Origin of the sequence: Oscillochloris sp. ZM17-4, assembly GCF_019599295.1 — a bacterium.
Lineage (GTDB): Bacteria > Chloroflexota > Chloroflexia > Chloroflexales > Chloroflexaceae > Oscillochloris.
Genome location: NZ_JAIEWN010000002.1, coordinates 167,970 through 194,062, shown reverse-complemented (window position 1 = coordinate 194,062; position 26,093 = coordinate 167,970). Strand labels below are relative to the sequence as shown.

Genomic DNA, 26,093 nt, shown 5'->3' with positions numbered 1-26,093 from the left:
GGTCTCCTCGCCGCAGACGAAGGCCCCCGCGCCGACGCGGATGTCGACCCGGAAGTCGAAGGCGCTATCGAAGATCTGGCTGCCGAGCAGGCCGAGCTTCTTCGCCTGATTGATCGCCTTCTGGAGGCGCTGGATGGCCAGCGGGTACTCGCCGCGCACGTAGATGTAGCCCTGGTCGGCGCCCACGGCGTAGGCCGCGATGCTCATGCCCTCCAGCACCAGGTGCGGGTCGCTCTCCAGGACGCTGCGGTCCATGAACGCGCCGGGGTCGCCCTCATCGCCGTTGCAGACGACATACTTGCGCTCGCCGCGGCTCTTAGAGACCGTGGCCCACTTCAGGCCGGTGGGGTAGCCGGCGCCGCCGCGCCCGCGCAGGCCGCTGCGGGTGATCTCATCGATCACATCGGCGGGGTCCAGCTCATTGATCGCCCGGTAGAGCGAGCGGTAGCCGCCGGCAGCGATATACTCCTCGATCCGCTCGGGGTCGATCTTGCCGCCGTTCTTGCGGACGATCGCGTACTGGCGGGCGAAGAAGGGGTGGTGCAGGTCGCCGCGCTCGGCGTCGCACACGCCGCCGTTGATCGCGGCCACGATGCCCGGCGCGTGCTCGGGGCGCACGTGCTCGTAGAGCACATCGCCCGGCTCGACCGTGACCATGGGGCCCTGGCCGCAGAAGCCCATGCAGCCGACGCCAGACACCTCGACGTCGCTATCGAGGCCGGCCTCGGCCACGGCCTCGTCCAGACGGCGCTTGATCTCAAGCGCGTCGGAGGCCTGGCATCCCGAGGATGTGCAGCAGTGGATGCGGATGCGCTGGCGCCGCTCGCGCTCGCGGCGTGCGATCTGCTGAAGTTCTTGAAGGTCCATGCGGTGTTAATCCTCTGATGGGGCTGTCAGCAGGGCTGTGAGCCGCGCGGCGAGATCCTCGGGCGAGGCGTGGCCGGCCACCACGCCATCGATGATGATGGCCGGGGCGATTCCGCAGGCGCCGAGGCAGCGGGCGCTGGCCAGCGAGAAGCGGCCGTCGGCGGTGGTCTTCCCCGCGCCCACGCCGGCGGCGGCCTCAGCGGCGGCCATCAGGTCGCCCGCGCCGCGCACATAGCACGCGGTGCCGAGGCAGATCGTGCAGGTGTGCTCGCCCTGGGGGGCCAGCGAGAAGAAGTGGTAGAAGGTGGCCACGCCGTAGACCCGGCTGGGCGGGAGGCGGAGGCTGCGGGCGATCGAGGTGAGCAGGGCCGGTGAGAGGAAGCCGTAGAGCTCCTGGGCCTTGTGCAGCACCTCAATCAGCGCGTCGGGGCGGTACTGGTTTCGCTTCATCGTCGCCTCAAGGATCTTGAGGCGATTATCGCCGCCGTTGGCGGACGCGCCACGCGTGCGCGGCGAGAGAGGGGGTGTAGCCATAGCGATGCCTGCTCCGTTCACAGCGAAGTTTCACCGCAGCTATGGTAGCACCCGGTTACACTTGAGTCGGAAAGGTTTGGCTACACCCTGTGAAGGTGATGCTATTATTCGTGAAAAAGATCTCGATCCACATGACAGGGCGAGCGACAGCGGTCAGCGGCATGCCGAGATCACCTCAGCGGCGCTAGGTCATCGTTGATACAGGTGAGTATTCTTAGACATTTCAGTATTAGTATTTTTAGACATCGCGCTGAAGGTCTTCTGGAAGGCCAATGGCTATTATGCTGACGCTCGTAAGTCTTTACATCTCTGCCTCTGACAGCCTCCGCGTTTTTTCTTTCTGGATGCTGTGATTCTGCATTTTTCTGGATGGCTTGGCAATCACTTAGTCGCTTATTTACACTAAGCTAAGCTAAGCAGAGACAAAGAGACAGCCTGCGGAAGCGCAGGCTGTCTCGAGAAGTTTCCAAGTCTTACTTTCAGTCATGGTCACACACGCTTTGGCGGCTGCAACCGCTGCGGTCGATGGTTTAAATACCCCTCCTCTGCAACCTTCAGTCATCACTACACGCTTTGGCGGCTGCAACCCTGGGATCTCGCCGCATCAGGAAGCCCTAAATGCGTGGCCTCAGGGGCAGAATCCTCGCAAACCGTTCCTTGCTGAGTGAGCTCAGGCTACTTGCGAAGCACGCCTTGTTTGCATGTCATCCGGCCCATGGCCCTGGATGTTCGCAGTCCCTAACCTGCCCGATAGGGATGCACGGAATGGAAGGTTACTCATCCGTGCGTCCAGTATATCTTGCCGAGCCTCCTTTGTGAAGATCTCTGTGTCCTCAATGAAATGAGAACATAAGCACTAAAATCCCTCTAGGGATATTGGGCGACGGCCTCAGTGTGCAGCCTCCAGATGGTCACGTGACAATGCATTTCGGCAGATTTCGACAGCGCCCGACCAGCGCGCGCCTGCCTTGAATATCACGTCGCCCGGCCCATGGCCCTGGGCAGTTATGGCCATTTTTGCCTGCCCTAACGTTCTCGATAGGGAGGCACCCCTGCGGGAGGTACGCACAGGGGGATGCTAAAAGCTCTGTCGATAAAAACAGCTCAGGTGGCTTTCGCCATCTGCTCACGGTATCGGCGTATAAGCTGCTCTCGCCCTAGCCGAGCTACGACCAGTGCCGTGTTGTGAGTGGCGCGCAGGCGTGTCCGGCACCGCCGGCAGTGCATAACAAGCTCCTTCTCCTGACCACACTGCGCCTCTTGTCTATACAAGGGCGGAAGCAGTCCAGCGATTACTGTTGCTGAAAGCTTTGCTTCACGAAACTGCCCTCGCCAAGCGCGGAAACATGCCGAACTGATTGTCGGCCCATTTATCCAGAGGTTGCTGATATAGCGTGGGCTGGCCTTTGCTTCGTCGCTTGTCGTGACCTGAGGCTCTGGCAGATCGTGTCGCCACTGATGCCAGGGAAGTCCATTTGCGGTGATCGCCTCAAGTCGTTTCTGCACCTCCTCCCCGACATGAGTTGTCAGAGGAATATAACTTGCCGGTAGATTCTCTCCACCTGCTACTGCCGTTAGTCCTAAGGCGATCTGTCGCTCGTCATGAGCTCGCCAGAGACTCTGGGGGTTGCATCTGATATAAGCCCAGGTTATGCCAGTGAGCGGGTATACGAGATCGGACTTTATGGGCAAGCTGGGCAATATGAATGCGCGTGTTGCCGCGCTCTGCAGCGTCTCTATCGATGGCTTAACGAAGCGTCCGCTGTCGCTCTGTAGTACGGCAGTTGGCAAATGCGCTGCGCGGGCCGCTGCCAAAGTTACACACGCGATTGTATCCGGCTCACTAAGCACGCGCCCAACGGTCTGGCGCTCCAAGGCCAGGCCTGCGTCAGGTTGGAGCACCAATGCCCCCTGATCGATACGAGCTCGCCAGAGAGGGCCTGCTTCCCGTAGGTAGGCCCGGAGGATATAGGCTGCCCGTTCATCATCAGTCTGGAAGATAACCTTGATTGGCTTGGTGTAACCAGCGAGCCACGGGTTGTCTGCTACGAGTCGCAGGTCATCCCACCACACAATACGGCGAGCGAACATATCGGCTACAACGTCAGGTGTGAGCTGCAATCGTTCTGTACCTGGTAGGTTGTACACCAGCGCAGCAGCGTCGAGCAGGACTGGCACGCCGATAAAGTCGTCTGGGCGGCAATTTGGGCAGGCGTGTTCCTCCTGATGGATCTGAACATCGCCTGATCGGAGGTGATGCCCGCACTCCGCACAGGCATTTGACCATGCCACGCCTCGAGTGATATGCGGTTCGGGTAGACCTGCAAGCATTGCTTTGTCGGTGAGTACCTGCTGAACACGTTTGATTGGCAGCGCAAAGTTTTGCCGGTTCACCTTGCGAGAAGCATCAGCTTCCTGTGTGAGGTAGAACAGATCCTCGATCACAATGAATGCTCGGTGTCGCAATGCGAGCCTTACGAGTATGCTAGCCATCTGGTAGACATATTCGTCGCCGTACTCCGGTTGGTCAGGGTCGATCCGCAGGTTGGTTGGCAACGGTACATCGCCAATCTCAACACCTTCCCCTGCAAAGGTGATAACGGCATAGGACATACTGCCATCCCTTCGCATATGAATGCCGATAATATTTTCTAGGCCATCAATAACCGGGGGAACCTTGTGAGACAGCTGGAGGTGAAGAAACAGCCGTGCATTTTTTCTGCCACCTGGCTGGCTTACCACGTGGGCGTTCGCAATTGCTGCTTTGGGAAGGCATTTATGCAGGGGCTTCTCTGCATAGTGGAAACGAGGTCTACGTTCAAGATGGTCCGGCCCTCGGCGCACACTTTTGCGGCGGTTCTTTTTGCGCGTGCGTGTCCAACGCACTAGCCGGCTACGGTAGGATGATCTGCGACCAGGGGTGCGCCGAGGGGAATTCCACCGCTCGTAGGCCATTTTCTGCGCTGCATACTGTTGAGCTAAAATCTCATTCAGCAACTCTGCAAGACGTGTTCCGCAATCTATAGGGAATACGATATGGGGCAAATTGCTCGAAAGTTCGTAGGACGTATACGGCGCATTCAGATGCTGGAAAGTATGCGCTTTCTCAGGATGGAGAGTGAAATTCGCGTCTGATGGTGATTTGGCCTCCTGACTAGCAACAATATCCGCTGTAGCGACTTGCCGCCGTCGTGGAGGGGTACGGTTATGTGGCTTGTCGAATGCATATCTTCCGTGGAGTGTGATCACCAACTCGTAGCGATATAATCGGCCGCGTTGCATATCGAGGTCGACACGATGCTGGCGGATTGGATCGGGAAGGAAGCTGTAGCGTTTCAGGAGCGCCTGCTCATTTGGTAGCTGCTCGTAGAAAATGATCGAGAAGTCACGTAATTTTGCGCCCGAGTCGCTGCTCGGCTTCATGGCACGTAAGTACGTCAGCGGATGCAATGTGTGCTTACCCTGAAGTTGCGCTGCGCGAAGCCACTTTGCACGAGCGTTTGCCTCAAATTGTAGCAACTCATCAGGCTTATAGTGATGCCAGGTTGCCCAAGGCGCGTTGGTAGGGAAGGGGTCATCAAACCAACCGAGATCGGTGCGATATACGGTTAGTCGCTCTCCTGGGGAGTTGGGTGTTATTCGGGGACGACGTGGAAATCCGGGTGGCTTGAGTCGCAGAAAGGTTTCGATGTCCTTGCGAACGATATCATATTGCTTATGAAGCGCCAGGAGGTCGCTAAGCTCGCGATCAAGCATTGTTAACTCGAAGTCGTCAAGCTCGTGTAACAGGATCGGACGAAACCAGGTAGGGTCAAGCTGGCTGCGTGCCATCACACCAGACCGAACGCGGCGCTCTTTCTGCCGCGTCTGTTGCCGGTAACGTCGTCGTCGTTTCCAGGGATGCTCCAATGCACCGGCCGCCTCAATCTCGCTGGGAAGGAAAGACTTCGGATTAAGCAGCTTTTTTATCGCCTCGCGGACTCGTTCAATCACAGAGCTTGGTGGAATGCGCTTCGCCAATTGCCGGACGGTGGCCTTGCCGACTTGTGCCAGTGTTTTTCCTTCATGAGGCTTGAAAGGCACTACCCGGCTTGATGCCTGCTGATACAAGCTGTCCAGGTATGACCAGAGCTTGATCGTCTCCGTGAGTACTATGTAGTAGTTACGCCCTCGGATGATCGTGTCGTTAACCTCTTGATCCAACATGTCATCTTCGGAACCGTTGCGAGCATCTCCTTCCCCTGGCTCGGATTCGATCTCAGCCGGTTCCTTACATGTAGGCGCACGGTCTTGCGCTCCTGTCAGTGTCTCCTCATAGAGCACGCGGCGGTAAACTATACACAGCCAGGCCCAGTATAGCCCTTGTACTGCCTTGGCCGCAGGCTCAGGGCCATATACTCGACGAGCGTGGCGATCTACGATATAGACAGTGGAGATAATCAGGCGGAGATGTTGAATAGTAAAATCTCTCCAATCTTCTTGTGCCTTTTGCTGCCATTTGTAATGGACAGCCCAGATCCAAAGAAGAATTCCCTTAGCTGCCATGCGCCAGATATCTTCGCGCAAGGTCGCATTTAGCGGAATATTCCGTTCACTAAAGCCCGGTCGCCTGGAGAAGTAGCGCGAGATGAAGTTGGACAGCGTGCGCTGAGGCTTCCCTCGTAGCCATGGGTGATCGCCCTCTTTTTCATATATCTGCTGGACATGGGTAAGGAAGCCGTCTGGCTGTGGCTTTTTGAGGTCAGACCAGATTACTTCCCACGCCGCTCCCGTTCCATTGGTCTTTGTTACCTGTGCCCAGATCGTTTCTGTCTCCTTCTCACGGGAGGCGCGTAGCGCACAACGTTCGGTCAGGTAGAGCTGTTTAGGGCGCCCAAAGCCGGCGATGAAAGCGACGGACTCGGCGCAGAGCTCAGCGCTGATCTCTTGCCAGGGCTGTCCTGATCTGGGCGGCTCTTCTTGTTTTAGCACGAGGTACGCCTTTCGCATGAATATGGGGGAAGGTCTGACAGTGCGTTAAGTAGGGAGAGAACTACTGGCCGATGATGAGTTTGCTGCCTTTTCAGGCGGTCCCGGCAAGAAAATAACCCTGTCGTTAGACAGAACCTGTAGCTCCTGGCGAGGACTCACAACTACGCGCTTCCAGGTGATGCGGTTCGTATCTGCAGCGGCAATTGTGAGCAGAGTAAGCCTGCCCAGAGAATGGACTGCGCTGACGATCCCGACTACGCGCTGGCCAGATCTGCGAGCTGCACAGAGCAGGCCCAGTCGAATGAGGCGGTGTGAGGGGGCGTTAGAGGATATGTTGCTTCCTAGCTCGCCTGCACTGATAACCCGAATGCGTGTGGGCTTTGTAGACGAGATAAGTAGCCCGGTGTTTACTCGGGTTCGCTTTTTGACTACATTGCCGACACGCTCAATACCCTGTCCTAGCGGCGTGTTCTGCGACAGGTTGCGTGCGGTATAGACCTGCTTGCGCTGGCGGCTGATTGGCTTCGCGACAAAGGTTGGAACTCTGCCACTCTTCCCCGTGTTAGGTGTCGGGTTGGGAGTAGTCGCTGTTGGCTCACCCACTGCTACCTGCGCAGGAGCGAGCGCAACATTGTTCAATCGATCGCGGAGAAGGCGGCTTGTCCAGTAAAGGTAAGGGTTAGTGCGGCGAGGGGAGGCAGGTAGGCGGCTAGGATCCCAGATCAAGCGCATCCCTGCCTCTTTGGGTGTGCGGCTGCCTTTACGGCGGTTACAAGATTTGCAGGCGAGAGTGAGGTTTGACCAGGCGTCAGTGCCACCACGGCTTATAGGCAAGATATGATCGACCTCGATGGAACCAGCGCTTGTCCCGCAGTAGCCGCACCGTGGCACGCGCCGGCCTGGGCTTACCTCGTGACCATATGCATTAATGAGAGCCTCTCGCCGCTCGGCAGGCGTCAAGTTGGAGATTCCGCTGAGCCTGCCAATAGTGCGATCTCTGATCTGCACATGGCTAATAGGGATGTAGCGGCGCAGCGCAGCAACAACCCGATCAATGGCTTCAACGCGCCAGCGGATAACAGCTGATGGCTTTGCTGCTGTAGCAGGGCTTTCTTCAGGACGGATCCTCCGATGTATCGCACCCCAGGTAGAGCGGCGCAAGTTGGGCCGACGCAGCCTGTAGGGCAGACCCTGCCGCCGTACTACTCGATAGCGGCCGCGCAGCCGACGGCGGCGGCGATGTGCCGCACGTCGACGCAGCCGCGAGGGTAAGTCCGTTTGGAGATCGACGAGAATGCGAAGGAGCGTATGAGCCTGTTTGGGGCCTACTGTAACCAACAGCAACTCGGCAGTGGCGAGCTGGATGCTGATATCGAGCGTGATCGGGCGGAGATCAGGGGATGCAACGGGCTGGGTAAGCTGGATGACAAAGAACGCGTGATGCGTCACACGACGCGCCTTGCTGCTACGCAGAAGCTTACGAGCGTATGCGGCACCCATTGGCATGAGTGGCCTCCCCTGAGTATCCAGAACAAACACGGGGCTGGACATAGGCACTCCCCGAATGATGGGGCTTGTCCAGCCTCGAAAAGAGGCTACTCTCCGTCAGGAGGTGGGGTGATTGTGAATCGCGGCGTGCGAGGGCGGCTATGCTACAATGCGCCAGCGCTATCAGAAACGCAGCGAGACCTTCCATGAGCTGAGCTGGGGAGCCTGCAGGATGGAAGGTTCTCGGCCACGTGCTGGTTATAACCAACGGTCACAGTATAGCGCACGTCCGTTCACGATGTCAAGTGGCTCCCTCCCTTGGGAGCTTATGCCAGGTCGGTTCGCCGGCAAGCTCACTGCATTGCGTATGCTCCGTGGTCTCAGCAAGTCTGAGCTAGCCCGGCGGCTCGGTCTTGCTTCTCATACGTACATCAGCCATTTAGAGGCGGAACGGAAACCGCCCTCGCTGGAGCTTGTAGTGCTCCTGGCGGCTGTACTTGGCACGACCACAGAGTATCTGCTTCGCGAGCAGACGCCTATTCAGCCACCTGTGCTGGTCGTGCCACTGTCACGAGAGACTGTAGCGCCCTGGGGTGAGGCATTTGCCAATCGAGTGCGTAAGCTGCGCCTGGAGCACGATATGACCCAGGCGGAACTTGCGAGCCGCCTGGGTCTTTCTGCAAACGCCCATATTAGCTTTATTGAGGGGGGGCACAAGACGCCATCGATCGATTTGGTGGTGCGCCTCGCCGATCTGTTTGCTGTAACGACTGACTACCTCTTACACAGCGAAGACTCCGCCGACTTATCGGCGTGAGTGCTCGGAGCGAGTTCGTTGTCGTCGCGATAACGGAAGTAGAGGAATGCTGTGAGGTGATGCACCGATCTCCCTCTGAACGCCGCGGGTGCGGCGCCACCATGAGGGTTGAGGGTACCTCAAAAAGAGGCGCTCTCCGCAGAGGGAGGTTGAAGTTGCGTCTAGGGGATGATTATGGGCCGCACACGCCTGGCGCTGTTTGCCGCTGTTGCCAACGATTTACCTTCCCCTGTGAGGGGCGAGAGTCCTGGCCGCCAAGTTTAGCCGGTTCACGGCTGACGCCGACACCGCGCCTGGCTTTCTGAAGCGTCTCCACAATCGTAGCGCACGAGCGCGGTGCGCTGGCCCGGGTGCCCTGGCGGCGGTACGCCGTCGTGACACAGAGACAGGTTGTGGGCAGAGCGTAGCATTGACGTGCGGCGCTGTCAATTTTGAAGCCGATAATGCTTGCTGATGCGCTGTAACCTGTCTCTTTGGTTACAGGATGAGCTCGGTAGCTATCGGCAGGCGCCAATGTAGGTAGGTTCATTGAGAGGCCCTGATCCGAAATATTGGATCAGGGCCTCTTGCTATACCATTAATCATCCGCTGCGGGTTGAGGTGTTGTCACACCCCATCACGACGACAAGGATAACAAACAGGCAAGACGAAACCCATAACGGCTGGATGCACTAGTAGGATGAATATGAGCACGAAAGGCGCAACAGGCGCGATCAACATCGGTGTTCCACGCGCCACCGCGGAGTACATATAAGCTACTAGTTTGTCTGTTTGCTATATAGATACTTTCCGCGCCCACCTCTTGCTCAATCGGATAGGTCAGCTTCGGGGTGCTGCACCACTCCCAGACATTGCCAGCCAGATCCTCTGCTCCACAAGCCGCCGCACCGTGGGGGAAGATTCCTAGAACAGATGCACCCCTAATCGTGCTTTCTCTGGTATTGGCCGGTGTCCTAGCACTTATTACATGTATCGGTGCTGTCACATTGGGCGAAGTGTCCCAGGGATATAAGCTTCGTCCAGCACGAGTATCCGCCGTGTGTAGCAGCATCGGTGGGTAGGCCGCAGCGCGTTCCCACTCAGCTTCGGTTGGCAGATGCAGTGCCTCTTCTGGCGTGAGCACGCCAAGGGCGTGCAGCCAAGCATCAGCCCACCAGGCGAACGCCGTAGCTGCATACCAGGTCACGCCAACTACCGGATAGTTGCCCTCACCGGTGCGGTAATGCGCACCGGGCCAATAGCGTGGGTGAAAATCTTCTGGCGTTTGTTTATGCTGTTCCATTAACTGTAAGAGCTTTTGAGCCGCTGCTCTGCTCTCGGTAGAACCACGTCCGGCCAGAGCCTCGACAAAGAGCAGATACTGACGGTTGGTCACCGGGAATCGGGCTAGGGCATACGGCTGGGAGATAACGTAGTCAAACTGTGGCTTTTCATCATCCCATTTCCCGTTGTTGTCACCCATACTAAACTTTCCCGGCTCGATCCGGGTTGCCCAATAGTCGGCTCTGGTCAGGTCGAGGCCAGGGCGCTCGTTGTCCGCATTGTGGCGATCGAGCATCGTTGCAGCGCGATTACGCAGCATCGGATCGGGATGGGCTATGCTGGCCCAATCTGTACTCAGGCCAGCGAGATTGCGCAGACGTGCTATGGCTATACGGCGCACTGGTGCCAGATCTGGCACACGACTGGCATCCGCATCGTTGAGCGCATCGCCGACGAGCAACAGGGCGTCGACCTCGTTCGTGTCAAGCAGGCCACGCAGCAATACCCGTGCTTTCTCCGTCACACCGCTCGTAACCCAGTGGCCGATAGCCAGTAGGATCGCCTCTTTCCATCGGGCCTCAGTTCGGAGTGCTAGAAGCTGATCAATACCGTCGGGGCGCTGATCATAGTCACGAGCTGTCAAGTATTCCTGGAGCGTATAGTGTGTAAAACTAAAGCCGGCTTCCCGCCGTTGCAGGATGCCGCTATCGAGTGCCAGTGAGTCGAGCAGCTTTGTCACGTACGCTTGGGACTCCTCGGTGTTCCATTCCATATCCTCGGCATACTGCGGTGCAAGCCAGATGGCGATTTCGTCCTGGGTCGCCTCGCGACGCTGCTCTGTCTGCATTCTGGCAGCGAGTTGCTGTAAGCGGCGCTGTACACTGCTCACGCTCTCGCCAAAAAGCACCGGCCGTGCAGTTTGGCTCTCAGGTAGACGCCCGCCACTCAACTGGAGCACGCGCCAGGTCTCCAGTAGCAAATAGACCAACCGATTGTAGAGCTCAGCGCGCTCACGCGGTAGCCCAACTCCGGTATAGACGAGTAACGCCACGCTGGTGAGCAATAGCGGATTAGTACACATGTCGAACAGGCGCGAATTCTGTTCCAGGATGGCCCAGAGATAGTCGACCTCTTCGCTGACGCTACGTTGGCGGTAGTGGTTAGGGTCATTTTGGTAGGCTGCTCCGAACCACTTACCCAACAATGACTGGATCTCGCTACCATTAAGAGGACTCAGATGACGCTCAGCAAAGCCGGCGATCTGAATACCCTTGAAGGGGCGGGTAGCGACCAGATAGCGGTTGTTGGGACAGGACTGAGCCAAATCAGAGATCCAGCGTTGCATCTCACTGCGGCGTGGTGCGTCACCTGTCTCGTCAAGTCCATCGAGGAGTATTAAGCAGCCGCCAGATCGAATGATTGCTGAGAGTGGTATGGTATCTATCGCTGCCTGCCAGTCAGCTGGTGCTGGTATCACTGGCTCATTGGGAAGGGGAGGTGTGGATTCTGCTGCACGCAAGGTCAGAAATCTCCCAATTTGGGGTACTACCTGGCTATCAAGCCAGTCGAGCATTGGATTAGCTGACGTCGTGAATTGCTGACCATCTTGCTTCTCTCGTAACCACTTCATCACGAAGGTTAGACGAATGTAGATGGGGAAAGGTAGTGGGTCGCTGATAAGGTTAATGCGTTTGCGCACACTAGTAGCGTCATCATGCAGGAGTGCATCAACTAGGGTCAGAGCGCCATAATGCAGTGTCGTCGTCTTTCCACTGCCGGCGTCACCAATCAGTAGCATGCGCTCAATTCGCGACTGTGTAGTGCGACGGATCTTGTATGGAGCAATACTAGATGGAAGATCACTGAAGAAGGTATAAGCCCCTTCACTTCGCATCTTGTATGGAGCAATACTAGATGGAAGATCGCTGAAGAAGGCAAAAGCCCCTTCACTTCGCATATGACGCCCGCGATCAGACTCGAATTCATCCTTTGCTAGCGGCTGAAATGCCTCGATTTGAGCTCGTTCGAGCATGCGCATGCGCATACGATGCTCACGATCAGACCCGAACTCGCCCTTTGTAATACGCTCAAATGCCTCGCTCTGCGTTCTCCCAGTAACGCGTAGTTGCACATAGACATCTTCGAGTGGTAGACGTGCCGTGCGATCTGCCGCCTTAATCGGGATCACTGGTAGTAGCTGAATCTCGCTGCGAAGCCAGGTGAGATAGGCGGTACGAATAATGGTGTTTGCATCTTTCAGCTTCATATGACAGCTCTACCACTGAGCCCTATCAGCTGGGCATCCAGCTACAAGGCTCACTCATCAAGAGGCTCCAGCCGACGCATCAGTCCATTATTGGCGCCCATCTCGCGTAACCGGGTCAGCAGCTGGCGACGCTCCGGTTCTAGCTCAGGCACACGCCCGTCGAGGGCCTCACACAAAGCCTCTGCGGCCAAAATCGTGCTCTCCTCGCCATCGGCCAACAGCCGGGAGAACAGTGGCTTGAGTATACGTGGATTGTTTGTGGCTTGGTAGCCAATTGCCAGCATGATCGTAGTGCGCCAGCCTGCCTCGGCGCGTTTCTCAAAGAGCCGATCAGCCATGTCGGCGGAGTATGCGAGGGCTTGGGCCGCCAGGTAGTCGCGAAAGCCATAGGTAAACCGATAGCGCCCACGATTCTCGGTTAGCAGCCCAGTATGGCGCACGACCGAGCGCAGTAGGCGATCCAGTACATCGGCATCGGGCTTGTCCTGAGGGTCGCGATCAGGCAGGATATCAAGGCATGCTCCACGCACAAAGGCTTCGAGAGTTAGTTCGTCACGTCCCAAGGCCAGCATACAGGCTGCCAGTTCAGCCAACCGGCTAAGGGCAGCACGATGCGGGATTTCAGCAAAGAGGCTGGTGCGATCCTCTACGCGCAAGCGATTGCGGCGCCATTCGAGCAGTAGATCGACAATCTGCTCGTACTTCTGCACGCGCAGGCGGGGCAATCTAAGCTGGGACAGAGCCATACGGGCCATTGCTGTCAGGAAGAGTGGATTGGGCGCCATCGGCGCGAGATCTGGATCGTGCAAGATTGTCGCAAGGAGACTGTCGGCTTGTGCGGCAATCTGGTGTTCGACCTCAGGCAACAGCCGCCCGCGGCCATACTCGGTGCGGTGCCAATGAACCAGAATATTGCGCATCTGGTCGGGCTGGAGTGGCGCCAACTGGCGTTCAACAAAGCCGGCAGCGCTAAGGGAAATGTCCGGCAAAGGGCGGCTCGTCACAAGATACATGTGCTCCGGTCGTTCGTGCTGGAGCGCAACCAGCGCCTGCTGGATATCATGGCGCTCCCGATGATCGTCTATCTCATCGAGCCCGTCGAGCATGAATAGGCAGGGCTGGCCCGAAGTTGCGGCTAGCGAACGGAATAGTGTCGCGGGCAATGGCTCATCATCGCTGGCCAGCCGGCAGAGGTGGTAATCGATGAGGCGCAGTAAGGTGGGCCGCTTATCTGGCTCAGCCCGGTGCAGTTCAGCTCGGCAGCGTGGCAGATCCTGCAGCTGTACATAGATCGGCAGCAGTGGCGCACTGAGATCGAGGCCGAGGTCGTCGCGAAGCTCTGGTGCGATCATCGGCCAGGCGTGAGCCAATACCAGTGCAGCATAACGTAGAGTATGTGACTTACCGCTGCCCGCCTCGCCGACGAGAATCAGGCCAGCGGGTCGCCTCAAGGCATCATGCTCCGTGAGCGCAGCGAAGGCGGGCTCAGCAGCAGCGTCGCTCCTGACTTGCAGTGGCACATAGGCTCGCGTATCAGCCCATGCATAGGCGTTTGGAATGGGCACCACGTCAGTATGCGCCAGTTCGCTCTGTAACCGCGCGAGGTAGGTAGGAACAGCCTGTCGGAGATCTGGCATGGCGGCGGAAACAGTCGGTATTAGCGGGAGGGGCGGAGATTCGTGGATATGAACCACCTGTGCAAAGATCCCCTGGCGCTTGTCAATGTTGCCCTCTGCATAGTCGCCGCCATCTGTTTTGATGATGTGTACAGCTGGCGATACAACGCTGGCAGTCCCTTCCTCCCACACCCTCCCTCGGAGCAGCCGCGTGTAAAGTACCGGCATCCACCAGTCAGGGCAATCCTGTACCGCGAGCCTGGCCACTGCCAGTGCTCGGTCGGCCAATCCATCACGCAGTAGCTCGCTAAAAAAGACAGGCGCAAACCGCTCGACAGTGGCCATTTGCACCTTGCCCTGCATCGCCAGCACTGCCGGCACGCCTGCCTGGGCAAGCAGTGGTCCCAGGGCGGCCAGTGCATCGGCGTAGCTGTTGCCAGCACTCTCACATGAGGCCAGCACGATCAATCGTGGGCGGCGATCATCGAGGTTGCGGATCAGCTCAGCGAGCGTGTTGCCATCTGTCACCACAACTTTGCCGCTGGCGTCTTCCAGGTAGAGATGGGGAACGCCGTGGGTATATGCGCCGTGGGCAACCAGGTAGAGAATATCGTAGCCTGCGCCGACACGCAGCGCGTTGCCGAGGGCATTCAGTATGCTGTCTTTCCCTGTAGCCGGTAATGGATCTACGGCAATATCTTTTAGAGCCACGTTCACGCGTGAAATCTCGGCTGGTGCATCGATTGTCGCAAGGTCGAACTTACCCAGATTCGTCGGGGCGGCGACGGCGATGAGGGCGCGCAGATCGCCACGGGGGCGCAGCCTTACCTCACCTCGCCGCTCGGCACTCACATAGCGCGTGACAAGCAGCCGCGAGTCGAGTGCCAGCGGGCGCTGCGTGGTCGGGTCGTGAAGTAGTTCCCAGCGTAGCGCGTGGAGACCAGGGGCGCTGAGATGCAGCCTCACGCGTAGGTTATAGCCGGCCTCAAGGGCACTGTCGCATCGGCTGATGAATTCCTGGCGGGCTGTCTGGTTGGCAAGGAGTTGTGCCGTTAGCTCGGCGCCGTAGGCTTTGGGATCATTTTCCAGGGCGATCAAGCGTTCCTTGTCCAGGTTTACTGGGAAGGGGCCAGGCAGATCTTCACCTTTGTCGTCCGGACGGCTATAGCGCAGCGTTAACCCGAGCCTGCCGCCTAGCGGGGCGAGGTTTAGCTCCAGGTTGGCCGTAGCGGCAAGATCTTGATTCAGGTAATTAGATAAGTTGTCCTTATCTTTGGCATAGGGTCGGTGTACATCCTGAACAGAGTGCAGGTTGCTGTTCTCTGCCAGCTTAACAATCTCATCCGGCTTAGGAGGAATCCAGGTGCTGCGTTGGGCCTGCTCACGTGCTCCAGCGAGGAGCCGTTGTAGCCAGGTGAGATCAGGAAGTTCTCGTATAACCCGCTGAATCGCTTGTACTGCTGCGGGAGTGCCTCTGGCTTGAAGGTGGGTGAGGAGGCTTTGTTTCCACATCTCAATGTGATCACGATCAGTGAAGTCACGAGGGCCAATAGCAAAAACTTCCTTGTCGTAGGGAAACTGTCGCTCAAGCCAGATAGAGAGGTTGGCCAGTTGCTCTTCAGTGAGTTGGCTTCCGTGAGTCTGCCTGCTTGGTTGTGCGGCAATAAGCGTCACCACCTCCTTACCGAACTCAGGGTCGTGCTGGAATATTGGCCAGAGCATGTCCCAGGCACTATCGTTGGTCTGCTTGAAGAGAAGCCAAGCGGCAAAAATCGCACGCTTGCGTACGATTTGCTCTTCAGGGCTGGGAGTGACGACTAACTTTTCTGCATAAGCACGGGCCTCCGGCGCCTCGTATGTAAAAAGGTGCTCCAGAATGATGCACATGCTCGCGGGTGTCAATGTCTCATCTGCCAGTTTGTCCAACAGCACCTGGGCAAATTGCTCATCCCAACACAAGTCAAAGTTGTTCAGAATGAAAACTGCGCCGTGGATGCGATTTTCGTTGTCAATGGAGTAGAGAAGGTGCTCTATGGTAATCGCAGGTGCATTCTTGTACGCCTGCGCTACAAGTTTCCGATGCAGCTGAGGAGCATCTGAACTATTAGAGTGAGAGTGCATGGCAACAATAATCGGCGCCCAGCGTTGCCAGACATGAGTCGGAAGATTATCGATTTGCTCTGGCATGATGCGCTGGATAAGGCGAAGGGCACGATAGCCAGCGTAGGCAGGTAGCGATATAACAGATTTGCCTAGCCACTCCTCAGGATGAGACTCCTGAGTCTCAAGATATTGGGCAGCAGCCAATATTATTCGTCTGCGCGTGGCTTCGTCACTCCACTGCCAGCCAGGTAGAAGTGTAAGATCCGTTTCATGATCAAAGTGAGTGGGTCTACCGTTAGGGCCACGTCGCATAAGGTCATTGAGGCGCCACCACTCAATAGTTTCACCTGCTTCAATCTTGTCTAGCCAGACCTCTAATCTTTGAACTATGGTCTGACGTTGGACTTCAGGGTCGACTTCTTCCTGGGTTGCTTTGAGCTGTTCTTTATACCCTGCACGCCGGATACGGGCATCCGGCGACGCGAGCAGAGTCGGCTCAAATAGGGACGACCAATAGCTAGCGAGATCGGGAAAACGTTCGGTAGCCGGATAAAGCAGATTAAGGTGCTCTGTGCTTTCGTTGTTGTAAAGCCGCCATATAAGCTTTGCAATGACCCCACGCTCTTCTGGATCAACAGCCCTCTCAAGTTGCGTCAGTAACCACTCAAGGTCATTTGAAGTAAGCAGTGATGGCTGTGAAAAGACAAGCCATACTCCTTCATCTGGTTTACTAACTAGCAGAGGAATGATAGCTTGCACGACTTTACGACGGATTGATACAGCTTTCTCAAAGGCTTGGTGAAAAGCCGTTTTGGCGGTTTGGTCGATACCGATTGCTTCGCCAAAAATCCTGCCCCGCTCACGCGCACGTACTGGAAGCACCCGCGCAAAAGCAGCTAGGGTCGCAGGGTCATCCAGATGTTCCCAGGCTCGGAGAAAGATGTTACCTGCAAGTTGGTCGAATGCCCGCCATTTAGGTTCTTCTGGTTCGAGTGCCTGTTGCTCAACCCAGCCAAGTGCTACTGGGAGATGTTCAGGCCATAAATATTGCGCCAATTCATGTTCAATAAACATCCAATACTGGGTGAGGGCTTCTGGATTCTTTGGTGGCGCTAGAGTAGCGAAAAGATCAGTGGCGCTGATTGAGGCGGGCCATAATCCGCGTAACACGGCGCCCTTTAGTTCATCTGAAGGGTCATCTATACCAGGTGTCAGTATTGCCCTAAGCGCATCCTTGTCATCCGGGCTTCCAATACGCGCTGCCATAGACGCGGCATCGACACGCAGCGGATACGGTTCATCGTTGTTCAAGGCAATGGCGACCAGATCAGAGCCTAATTCCATTAACGCGCATGCTTCGGCAATGTCAGTTGCTAGACGACGAACACTAGTGTTGTTTGTCTCGTTGCGGAAATACGCTTGCAGTTGCTCAGCCAGATCAGGGTGTGTAAGTCTTTTGAGGCTGCCAACGACGATATCGCTGGTCTCCTGGTGCTCGTCACGCTGGAGCGATGCGAGCAGTGCATCAACCAGGTCTTTGCGCTGCTCTGATCTCAAACCAGACAAATCGCTCCGTAGCAATACCTTGGGGTCGTGGCGTAAAACAAACTCGTAGACATCCGGGTTGACGCTACATAGGCGCGCTGTCACTTCCCGAAGTTGCGGCACGATCCTATTTTCGTAGTCGTCACCGCTAGTGATGAGGCTGAGGATTTGGGGTAGTCTTACCTGATGCTCCGTGAGATATTGAACCGCGAGGTACTCAGGGTAGGTCTGATGAGACCAACCGAGACGACCGGGGCCGCGTGACGAGAAGAGTGCAGTCGAGAGCGTTTCTTCGATCAAGGGCTTGGGGAAGGGCGACTGATCATCATCACTTGATATCAGAGACTGGACACTCACATCTTCAGGCATCACATCGCCATGAATGCGATCAGTCCAGATCGTCGCACGCTTTGTGAAGATGGTAATGGCTGCAATACGTTTTGCTGCTGAGAGTCGCTTCTCCGCAGTATAGGAACCCACTCTGCCCATTTCGCGGCGATACGAGTTTTGCTCCTTGCACAGTTCACAGTAGCCCTTTTCATAAAGCTCTGCTTTCGTGTCTGGAAAGTGCCCTCCACCATGCCTGAATGTGTCTAGGAGAAACCTCAGCGTGATCGGCTTAATAGCGAGTGGCACCACATCAGCTTGATCAACTGCTTGCAGGAATGCATCCCTATCAAAGCCGTTTGCCGTAGCTGCTACCGCAACATCAAGACGCCGTAGCGGGGCCAGTTCATAGATGTGAACTGCCTGCTTGCCCCATTGTAGTTTAAGCTGCTCTCCGAGGCTCACTTCTGGCCAGTCTGCACTGCGACAGGCAATCCGCAGGAGAAGGCGTTCGGCTGGATAGTTTTGGAACTCATCGACAAGCATCCTGCCAACCGTAGCGACCGGCATCAGCGTCTCGTCAAGGCTATCGAGGAATAGGTGAAGGCGAAAGCTTTCTTCTTTCCAGCGTTGCAGAATGCGATTATCGAAAAGTTTATGGTAGAGGGTATTGTCGGTTGGACAATCTGCTAGGTTTACAAGCAGCAAGCGATCATCTGTCGCTGCAATCTGGCGTTCCGTATGTGCTTGAAAGGCTTTGAGTGCAGTGGACTTGCCAATACCTGGCTCACCAAGCAGCACGAGGCATGGCACGTCGAAGAGCGCCTCTGAGGGCACGGGCTGTGGGGCATAGCTAAGTGGCCTGGATATATCAGGGTCACGCAGATACCCGCCGTCTGAAATATCGACGGGTTCACCCTGGGGATACCAGAAGCGTTTCCATTGATAGGCTGGCTTGCTCAAAAGCGATACCTACATTCTTACTGCCAAGCTTTCTATCGCCCCCGCCGCCTCGCCCAGCTCCCCCCGGAACGCCTGGCCCAGCAGCGCGTCGAAGAGCTGCTCCGCCTGGCGCAGCGCCTCCCGCTGCTGCCCGCGCAGCCGCTCGTGCCGCCGCGCGATGGCCGCGAAGCGCTCCTGGAGGGCGAGGGGAGGGAGAGGTACCTGCAATCCAGATATCTGCTCAGCATTTACATTGAACTGCACAGCAGTACGACGAGCTTGGCGCATAAAGCGCGCTCTGCCGCCATCGGTACGCAAGAATGTGGCGAGGTAAAGATTGATCAGACGAGAACTATCTGTCCGTAAACGCATCACATGCGAGTCGAAAATCACATCTTCTAATATCTGGGGTACTAGAGACAGCTTTCCAAGATGATCTTCGCTGGCAATCGCTCTTGCTAACAGGATGTCACCTGGTAAGGCTTGGAACCTCCGTAGCTCGCGTCCTTGAAGCGAAACGAACTGACATTTTTCAAGCTCTACAAACCAAGATCCAAGCTCGCCAACTCGTATGCAGCGTTGTAAACCGGTGTCCTGTGCTGGCTCAATCGTTCCAATATGTGGCTCTAGGGCAAGTGCATCACCAAGAGATACATCTGACCAATTCTTGGGATTGGTGAAGGGCTCCCCAAACATCTCCACGAACACCGCCTGGAGGTAGCCCGCGCTGAGCTCCAGCGCGTAGCGCCGCAGCCGCCGCGGCCGGTCGGCGCGGGCCAGCACCGCCGCGATGCGCCGCTGCTCGGCGAGGGGGGGCAGGGGAATAGGATGATCTGCCAGGAGCTTGGGGTCAATACGAGGCAGGTTGGCACCAGAGACGCTCTCAGAAGCCCAACTTACAAATTCAGGCGAGAGCAGATATGCCCACAGGTAGGCTCTATCTAGCTTTCGCTCATTCGGCAAGATCGGCAAAATCTCTGTTGTACACACACCGTCAAATGAGGGCAGCAGAACTTTGTTCAGGTAGGGCCTGAGCTTGCCATAGAGCACATGCTTGGGCGTGAACCGGAACTTGGTTGCCAGCAAAGCTTCAGGTCGAGGCTCATACCCAGCGGCAAAATGTCCTGTATCTTTCTCAATATGCTCCAGGCCAATATATGGCAGCTCGGCGCACTCTTTAGCGCTCGCCGCCGAGCGGTCAATCTTCGCGACTTCGCCTAGCTCGATATAGTCGATCACAGGAGTCCCTCAAGGGCAATCATCTCTTCCCCCATCGCCCGCTCTAGCTCGCGCAGCCGCTCCAGCGTGAGCTGGGGCGACGCCTGGTAGGGCTCGTCGCGCTCGACCTGGCGGTAGCGGCTGGCCGAGAGGTCGTAGCGGTTCGCCGCCACCTGGGCCTTCTCGACCCAGAACTGCCGGCTCAGCCGGTTGATCTGGCTCTGCAGCGGGGCCAGCCGCGCCCGCAGCGCGTCAATCTCGGCCTGGGCGCGCTCCAGCGCGGTGCCCGCCGTCGCGTCGCCCTCGGGGGCCACCGCCCGCGCGAACTTCAGGCGATCCAGCTCGGCCTCCAGGCGCAGCCGCTCGACCTTCAGCGGCGCGGCCTCGGCCCGCAGCCCGGCCAGCTCGGCCTGCCGCGCGGTGTCGAAGGCAGTGTCCTTGCGGCTGGCCCAGCAGGCCAGCAGGTCGGCGATATCGTTCTCCGCCGTCGGCAGGCGCTTGTCGTCCAGCGTAAAGCCGTCGTGCTCCATGTCGTAGTACCAGATCCGCCCGGTCGTCGCGCCCCTGGTGAAGAGCAGCACCGCCGTCGAGACCCCGGCGTAGGGCTTGAACACGCCGCCCGGCATCGAGACCACCCCGTCGAGCCGGTGCGACTCGACCAGCAGCTTGCGCAGGGCCACGTGCGCGCCGCTGGAGCCGAAGAGCACGCCGTCGGGCACGATCACCGCGCAGCGCCCGCCCTGGTCGAGCGCGCGCAGGATCAGGTGCAGGAACAGCAGCTCCGACTTGGTCGTCGTGCTCGGCAGGGTCGGGCTGACATCGCCCTTGTCCACCGCGCCCTTGAAGGGCGGGTTCATCAGGATGACATCGTAGTCGCTCGCCTCGCGGAACTCCTTGCCCAGCGTGTCGAAGTAGAAGAAGCGCGGCGACTCGATCCCGTGCAGCATCAGGTTCATCGAGCCGATCCGCAGCATGGTCATGCCCGAGTCATTGTCGTAGCCACGGAACGCCTGCTCCTGGAGGAAGCGGCGCTGCTCGTCGGTGAGCAGCTCGCCGGTCGCCCCGTGCGCCCAGCCCTCCTCGTCGTACTGCAGCTGCGCTTGCGGGGTGGCCTGCTCCAGCAGGTGCTGGTAGGCCCCGACCAGGAAGCCGCCCGTGCCCGCCGCCAGATCGCCGATCCGCTCGCCCGGCTTCGGGTTGAGCATCTTGACCATCATGCGGATGATATGGCGCGGCGTGCGGAACTGACCGTTGCGCCCGGCGGTGTTCAGCTTGCTCAGCAGATACTCGTAGAGGTCGCCCTGCACATCCTGGTTCTGCTCGGAGATGCGCATGGCGTCGATCGCATTCACCGCCTCGACCAGCAGGCTGGGCTTGTTGATCTTGAACTCGGCGCTCTGCATATAGCGCTCGAAGGAGCTGCCCGAGACGCCGAGGGTGCGGAACCAGGGGAAGACCTGATCACGCACGTGCGCAAGCATCACGCCGGCCTGGTACTTATTCCAGGCGTCCCAGCGCATCGGCTCGGGGATACGCGGCGTGAAGCTCTGCTTGCGCATCGTGGCCAGGCGCTGGCGGCGCTGCTCGGCCTCGTCGAGCTGCTTAAGGAAGAGCAGGTAGGAGAACTGCTCGATCGCGTCGAGCGGATTGGTCAGCCCGCCAGACCAAAACTTCTCCCAGAGCTGGTCCACCTGCGAGCGGAGCCGGGGGTCGGTGAGCATCAGTGTATTTCCTGGCCCTCACCCCCAGCCCCCTCTCCCACAAGCGGGAGAGGGGGAGCCGCGTCAGCGGCGGGGGTGAGGGTCTATAAAACAGTCAGCGTCTCAACAAAGGCCAGCAGATCCGCGCGCTGCGCGGGGTCGAACCAGCGGTCGGCGGCGTCGGCGCCAAACTGGGTGAAGGGCGACTCGTACAGCTCGGCGGGCGCGATCCGCCGCCGGTTGAGGAACACGCTCTGGAGGGCGCGCAGGAAGCGGATCTGGTCGGCATTGAAGGGGTGTGCGGTGATATAGGTCTCGAACTGGCGCTGCACGATCTCGGCGTAGGCCGGGATGCCGCCGATGCCGAAGAGCTGGCGCATAAACTCCAGCAGGCTGCCGACCTTCCAGCCGTAGGCCTTGCGCACATTCGACTCGTCCAGCTCCAGGCCGACGCCGCCAAGCTCGCGGCGCAGCAGCCGCTCGATCGCGAGCAGTTCCTCGTCGTCCAGGTTCGCCCCGGCGGCGATCCGGCCCACCGCCGGGTCGGCGTCGATGAGGGATAATACCCGCTCGTCCACCCGCCGCTTGTACTCCTCGATGTAGATCCGCTCGGTGCCGCCCTTGAGCAGGATGTAGCCGCGCAGCTCCACAAAGTCGGGCAGGTCAAGGGTCAGGAAGCTATTCTCGTGCGCGCGCCGCCGGCGCATCGCGGGGGCCAGCGTGTCGGCCACCTGGTCAAGCTCGGATGGCGTGGCCTGCTGCAGCCGCGTCGGCGGCAGACAGATCGCGACCGCCGCCCGGCTGGCCGGGTCGTCGGCCGCGTCACTCGGCAGCCGGCTGACATCCTCGGCAATCGACTCAGCGGCGGCGTGCGTGTCGGTGCCCGAGGCCAGCTGGAGCTTGAGCCGCTCGATCTTGCTGGTGAAGGTGGCCGCCGCCACATCGACGCCGGGCACATAGCGCAGCAGCGGGCCGACCTTCGTGCGCAGAAAGTCGAGCTTGTTCGCCGTCAGGTAGCTCCAGAAGCTGTCCGCAAAGGCCGACTGGATATCGGGCAGCAGGCGGCGCACCGAGAACGAGTCGACCGGGATCTCGGCGATCTGCGCCCGCAGCTGGGTGACCAGGCGCAGTGCCTGCTCGCCGCTCTGCTGCTGGAGCTCCAGGGCCAGCAGACGCAGCCGCGTGTTGAAGATCGTCACCAGTACCGGCAGGCTCTGGCGCTGCTCCTCGGCCGCGTCGCGGCTAAAGTCATTCTCCCAGAAGTCGAGGATATAGAACTCGGTCTTGCGCGCATTCGGCAGCCACTGGCGAAAGTGACAGGCCGCATCGCTGCGCGTGCCCCGCCCGATCATCTGCTCCAGCTTGATCCGCGACTGCACCGGCTTCATAAAGACCAGATTGACCACCTCGGGCACATCCACCCCGGTCTCCAGCAGGTCGACCGTGATTGCGATGCGCGGCTGGTCCTGCTTCTTGAACTCATCGATCAGCGTACCGCGATAGTTCGACTCCGCGGTAATCACCTGCACCGTCTCAGGGAACTGCGGGAACATCTCGCCAAACACCTCGGCCAGGCGCAGCGCGTGCTTCTGGGTCATCGCGAAGACGATCGTCTTGCCCGGCTGCTGGCCCGACTCATCCTTCAGGCAGGCGTCCCAGATCTCCTGCCACTGCTTGCGGATCGTGTCGGTATTGCTGACCCGCCGCTCCAGGTCGGTGCCGGAATAGTCCAATTCATCGGGGTCGATGCCCTGCGCGATCAGCGCATTGCGATCCTCCTCGGCCAGGTCGACCCCACGGATGCCACGGCGCTGGAACTTCGTCTGCATCCGATAGAGCGCATAGTCAACCAGATACTTCTCGGCCACCGCCTGCGGGTAGGCGTAGAGGAAGGTCGGGATGCCCTCGGTGCAGTCGAAACTGAGGAAGGTATTGCGCTCGATAAAGTCGGCCGGGGTGGCGGTCAGCCCGATCTGGCGCGCATCGAAGTACTGCAGCGGCTCGCTCCACTGGTTGAAGATCGAGCGATGCACCTCATCGAAGATAATCAGGTCGAAGAAGCCCGGCGAGAAGCGCTCGAAGCAGAGGCTGAGCGTCTGCAGCGTCACCGCATAGAGCCGACTATCGGTGGCGATGTGCTGGCTGAAGATGCGCGTGCAGGGCTCATCGGGCAGATGCTTGCGGAAGCCATCATCGAGCGCCTGCTTCACCAGTTCATCGCGGTCGGCCACAAAGAGCACCCGGCGGGCCTGATCAGCGCGAAAAAACAGGTCGATCAGCGCCATCGCCGTGCGGGTCTTGCCCGTGCCGGTGGCCATCGTCAGCAGCGCCTTACGCTTGCCGGCGTCGAAGGCCTCACAGACCCGCCGGATAGCCTCGTGCTGATAAGGCCGGTCGGCGATCCGCGTCGCGATCGTCATCGGAGCGAGGGGCTTCCCGCTCTGGCGCAGGAACAGCAGGTTCTCCAGGTCGGCCGGCGAGAAGAAGCCGAACACCTCGCGCTTATGCGCCATCCCGGCGTCGAGGAAATAGATCACCTCGCCGTTGGTCATAAAGGCAAAGGGCCGGAAGCTCTGGCGCTGGGCGATCTGATCGACATAGAACTCCGCCTGGGCCTGAGCCAGCCGGGGGTCGACGCTGGTCTTCTTCGCCTCGACCACCGCGATCACCTCGCCGTTGGGCCGGTAGAGCACATAGTCGCTGATCCCGGCGGGCAGCGGTGTCTCTGCGATACGGTGCTGGCCGCGCAGGCGGTTCAGCTCAGCCTGGAGCCGCTGCCAGGCGGCGGGGTCAGTTCCATCGACCGGGATCTCCAGGCCGACCTTCGCCGGGTCGCGCACATCCCAGCCGGCGTGGAGCAGCGCGGGGTCGATCAACTCCGCGCGGGTGCGCGCCTCGGGGCGAGGTGAGGATGGCCTAGGAGATGAGCGGCGGCGGGGCGGCATAGGTGTACCTGAGCCCGGCTGCGCCCGCGCACGCCCCTTGCCAGCGGCACAGGGGAGATGCTACAATAGCGGCGCAGCACAATTCAATGATCGTAAAAACCAAGGCCCACTCTTCTGCTTGCCGGCGGGGAGTGGGTTTTGCGTTACCTGCGCCAGTATAGCACGCACAGCGGCATGCTGAACCGAAATAAACAAGATTTCACCCAACGACCTGGGCATCCGTAGTACTATAATCCAGTCGCTTCTTTGGATATGTGGCACCACGAGTGCATACCTATAGACATATCTCCTGCTGTTGGAGATGAGCGATGCTCACTACCATCTACCCTGATCCTGAGGGCACACCCATGACCCACCAACACTTTGACTACCGACGCGAATGGTCTGCCCGGAAACACGCCGTACTTCAGCACTATCTCCCAGCCTTCTGCACCGCGCTTTCACGCACTTCGGAGACGATCTGGTATGTCGATGGCTTCGCCGGCGCGGGGCGGTACGATGATGGTGCAACCGGGTCGCCGCTGCTTGCAGTTGAAGCCATTCAGGGCTTACCCTATGACATCCGCTGCTTGAATGTGGAGAAGGATCCGGACTGCTACGCCATCCTGGAGCGCGAGACTACCAGTTACCCCAGAGTCACAAATATCCAGGGCGACTTTAGCCAGGTCATCGATCAAGTCCTGTTAACAGTTCAGCGTTGCCCGGCCTTCTTCTTTCTCGATCCGTTTGGGATGCGGAACCTCCACATGGTGCAGCTGATCGAGCGGATTGCGATGCGGCGACTTCCTACCGACATCCTGCTGCGCTACGACACCGAGGGAATCCGGCGCGTCGTCGGCGCATACGAATGCACCGATGACCCACGCAGCGTCGCCCACGGCCAGAACCTCGACCAGATCTTTCGAGGCCAGGTCTGGCGAGATATCGTGGCAACGATTTCCAGAGGGCCGGATCGCGATGACGCACTGCTCAATCATTACCTGGAGCAGCTGGTTCACATCCCATCAGGTCGCTTTCGCTTTGCTGCTGCGTATCCGATACGGACAATCGACGAGCGCCTCAAATATCACCTAGTCTTTGCGACCGGTGATAAGCTCGGCTTCAAGATCATGAGCGACGTGCTCCTCCGCGCCGAAGCGAGCTACCGCGATGATCAGGAGACACGTCGCCAGCAGGCTCTGGCAGCACAGACAGCGATCCAGATGGGGCTCTTCGGTGATGAGAAACAAGAGCCTGACCCGGAGCAGTTGCACCAGGCCCACATCGCAGCAGTCCAGGCGAGTCTACACGAGGTAGGCCAGCAGAAAAAGCGCACATGGGAATTTGAGGAGCTGTTCTACAAGCTCCTGCGTAGCCACAACTGGTTTGCGCGCCTGAGCGAGAAGGACTACCGCGCAGCGTGCAAAGGGTTGGCAGCGAGCGGGAGCATCGAGCGTATCAGCGATGGGCGGGCCTGGCGCAAAGGCACCGAGTTTCGCATCGTCGGATGAC

At 58.6% G+C, this 26,093-nt stretch carries 11 protein-coding genes; 2 read left to right on the top strand and 9 right to left on the bottom strand.

Annotated elements, in window-relative coordinates; all coding sequences use genetic code 11:
- The 4 genes from K2Z83_RS02640 to K2Z83_RS29715 form a co-directional block, all read right to left on the bottom strand.
- Nucleotides 1-867, bottom strand: an 867-nt coding sequence (locus K2Z83_RS02640) for an NAD(P)H-dependent oxidoreductase subunit E (RefSeq protein WP_220593640.1), incomplete at its 3' end; no start/stop codon positions are given.
- A 6-nt stretch (nucleotides 868-873) separates the two neighbouring features.
- Nucleotides 874-1,401, bottom strand: a complete 528-nt coding sequence (gene hoxE / locus K2Z83_RS02635; protein WP_220593639.1) for a bidirectional hydrogenase complex protein HoxE — start codon at nucleotides 1,399-1,401, stop codon at nucleotides 874-876.
- Nucleotides 1,402-2,505: 1,104 nt separating this feature from the next.
- On the bottom strand, nucleotides 2,506-6,372 hold the full coding sequence (locus K2Z83_RS29720) for a substrate-binding domain-containing protein (RefSeq protein ID WP_220593638.1): 3,867 nt from the start codon (nucleotides 6,370-6,372) through the stop codon (nucleotides 2,506-2,508).
- A gap of 45 nt (nucleotides 6,373-6,417) precedes the next feature.
- Nucleotides 6,418-7,923: an RRXRR domain-containing protein gene (locus K2Z83_RS29715; RefSeq protein ID WP_220593637.1), complete on the bottom strand. Its 1,506-nt coding sequence runs from the start codon at nucleotides 7,921-7,923 to the stop codon at nucleotides 6,418-6,420.
- Nucleotides 7,924-8,188: 265 nt separating this feature from the next.
- Between K2Z83_RS29715 and K2Z83_RS02620 the strand changes: the two genes are divergently transcribed.
- Nucleotides 8,189-8,677: a helix-turn-helix domain-containing protein gene (locus tag K2Z83_RS02620; protein ID WP_220593636.1), complete on the top strand. Its 489-nt coding sequence runs from the start codon at nucleotides 8,189-8,191 to the stop codon at nucleotides 8,675-8,677.
- Nucleotides 8,678-9,293: 616 nt separating this feature from the next.
- On the opposite strand, the gene K2Z83_RS02615 is transcribed toward K2Z83_RS02620, so the two are convergent.
- The 5 genes from K2Z83_RS02615 to K2Z83_RS02595 form a co-directional block, all read right to left on the bottom strand.
- The gene (locus K2Z83_RS02615) at nucleotides 9,294-12,206 is read right to left on the bottom strand and encodes an NACHT domain-containing NTPase (RefSeq protein ID WP_220593635.1); all 2,913 of its coding nucleotides are present in this window, start codon (nucleotides 12,204-12,206) and stop codon (nucleotides 9,294-9,296) included.
- 50 nt (nucleotides 12,207-12,256) lie between these two features.
- Complete coding sequence (locus K2Z83_RS02610) at nucleotides 12,257-18,760, bottom strand: CHAT domain-containing protein (protein WP_220593634.1); 6,504 nt, start codon at nucleotides 18,758-18,760, stop codon at nucleotides 12,257-12,259.
- A 9-nt stretch (nucleotides 18,761-18,769) separates the two neighbouring features.
- Nucleotides 18,770-19,978 carry a restriction endonuclease subunit S gene (locus K2Z83_RS02605; protein ID WP_220593633.1) on the bottom strand — a complete coding sequence of 403 codons (1,209 nt, stop codon included), beginning with the start codon at nucleotides 19,976-19,978 and terminating at the stop codon, nucleotides 18,770-18,772.
- The gene (locus K2Z83_RS02600) at nucleotides 19,975-21,678 is read right to left on the bottom strand and encodes a class I SAM-dependent DNA methyltransferase (RefSeq protein ID WP_220593632.1); all 1,704 of its coding nucleotides are present in this window, start codon (nucleotides 21,676-21,678) and stop codon (nucleotides 19,975-19,977) included. Before K2Z83_RS02600 ends, K2Z83_RS02605 begins: the two co-directional genes overlap by 4 nt.
- 83 nt (nucleotides 21,679-21,761) lie before the next feature.
- Nucleotides 21,762-24,533, bottom strand: a complete 2,772-nt coding sequence (locus K2Z83_RS02595) for a DEAD/DEAH box helicase family protein (RefSeq protein ID WP_220593631.1) — start codon at nucleotides 24,531-24,533, stop codon at nucleotides 21,762-21,764.
- Nucleotides 24,534-24,910: 377 nt separating this feature from the next.
- On the opposite strand from K2Z83_RS02595, the gene tcmP reads away from it, so the two are divergent.
- Nucleotides 24,911-26,092 (top strand): three-Cys-motif partner protein TcmP, encoded by a 1,182-nt coding sequence (gene tcmP / locus K2Z83_RS02590; RefSeq protein WP_220593630.1) that lies wholly within the window; start codon nucleotides 24,911-24,913, stop codon nucleotides 26,090-26,092.
- The last annotated feature ends 1 nt before the right edge of the window (nucleotide 26,093 follow it).

Bases quoted from the DNA above. Each gene is read 5' to 3' on its own strand.
- K2Z83_RS02600 (WP_220593632.1), bottom strand. From the start codon at position 21,678: ATGCTCACCGACCCCCGGCTCCGCTCGCAGGTGGACCAGCTCTGGGAG.
- tcmP (WP_220593630.1), top strand. From the start codon at position 24,911: ATGCTCACTACCATCTACCCTGATCCTGAGGGCACACCCATGACCCAC.
- K2Z83_RS02620 (WP_220593636.1), top strand. From the start codon at position 8,189: ATGCCAGGTCGGTTCGCCGGCAAGCTCACTGCATTGCGTATGCTCCGT.
- K2Z83_RS29715 (WP_220593637.1), bottom strand. From the start codon at position 7,923: ATGTCCAGCCCCGTGTTTGTTCTGGATACTCAGGGGAGGCCACTCATG.
- K2Z83_RS02615 (WP_220593635.1), bottom strand. From the start codon at position 12,206: ATGAAGCTGAAAGATGCAAACACCATTATTCGTACCGCCTATCTCACC.
- hoxE (WP_220593639.1), bottom strand. From the start codon at position 1,401: ATGGCTACACCCCCTCTCTCGCCGCGCACGCGTGGCGCGTCCGCCAAC.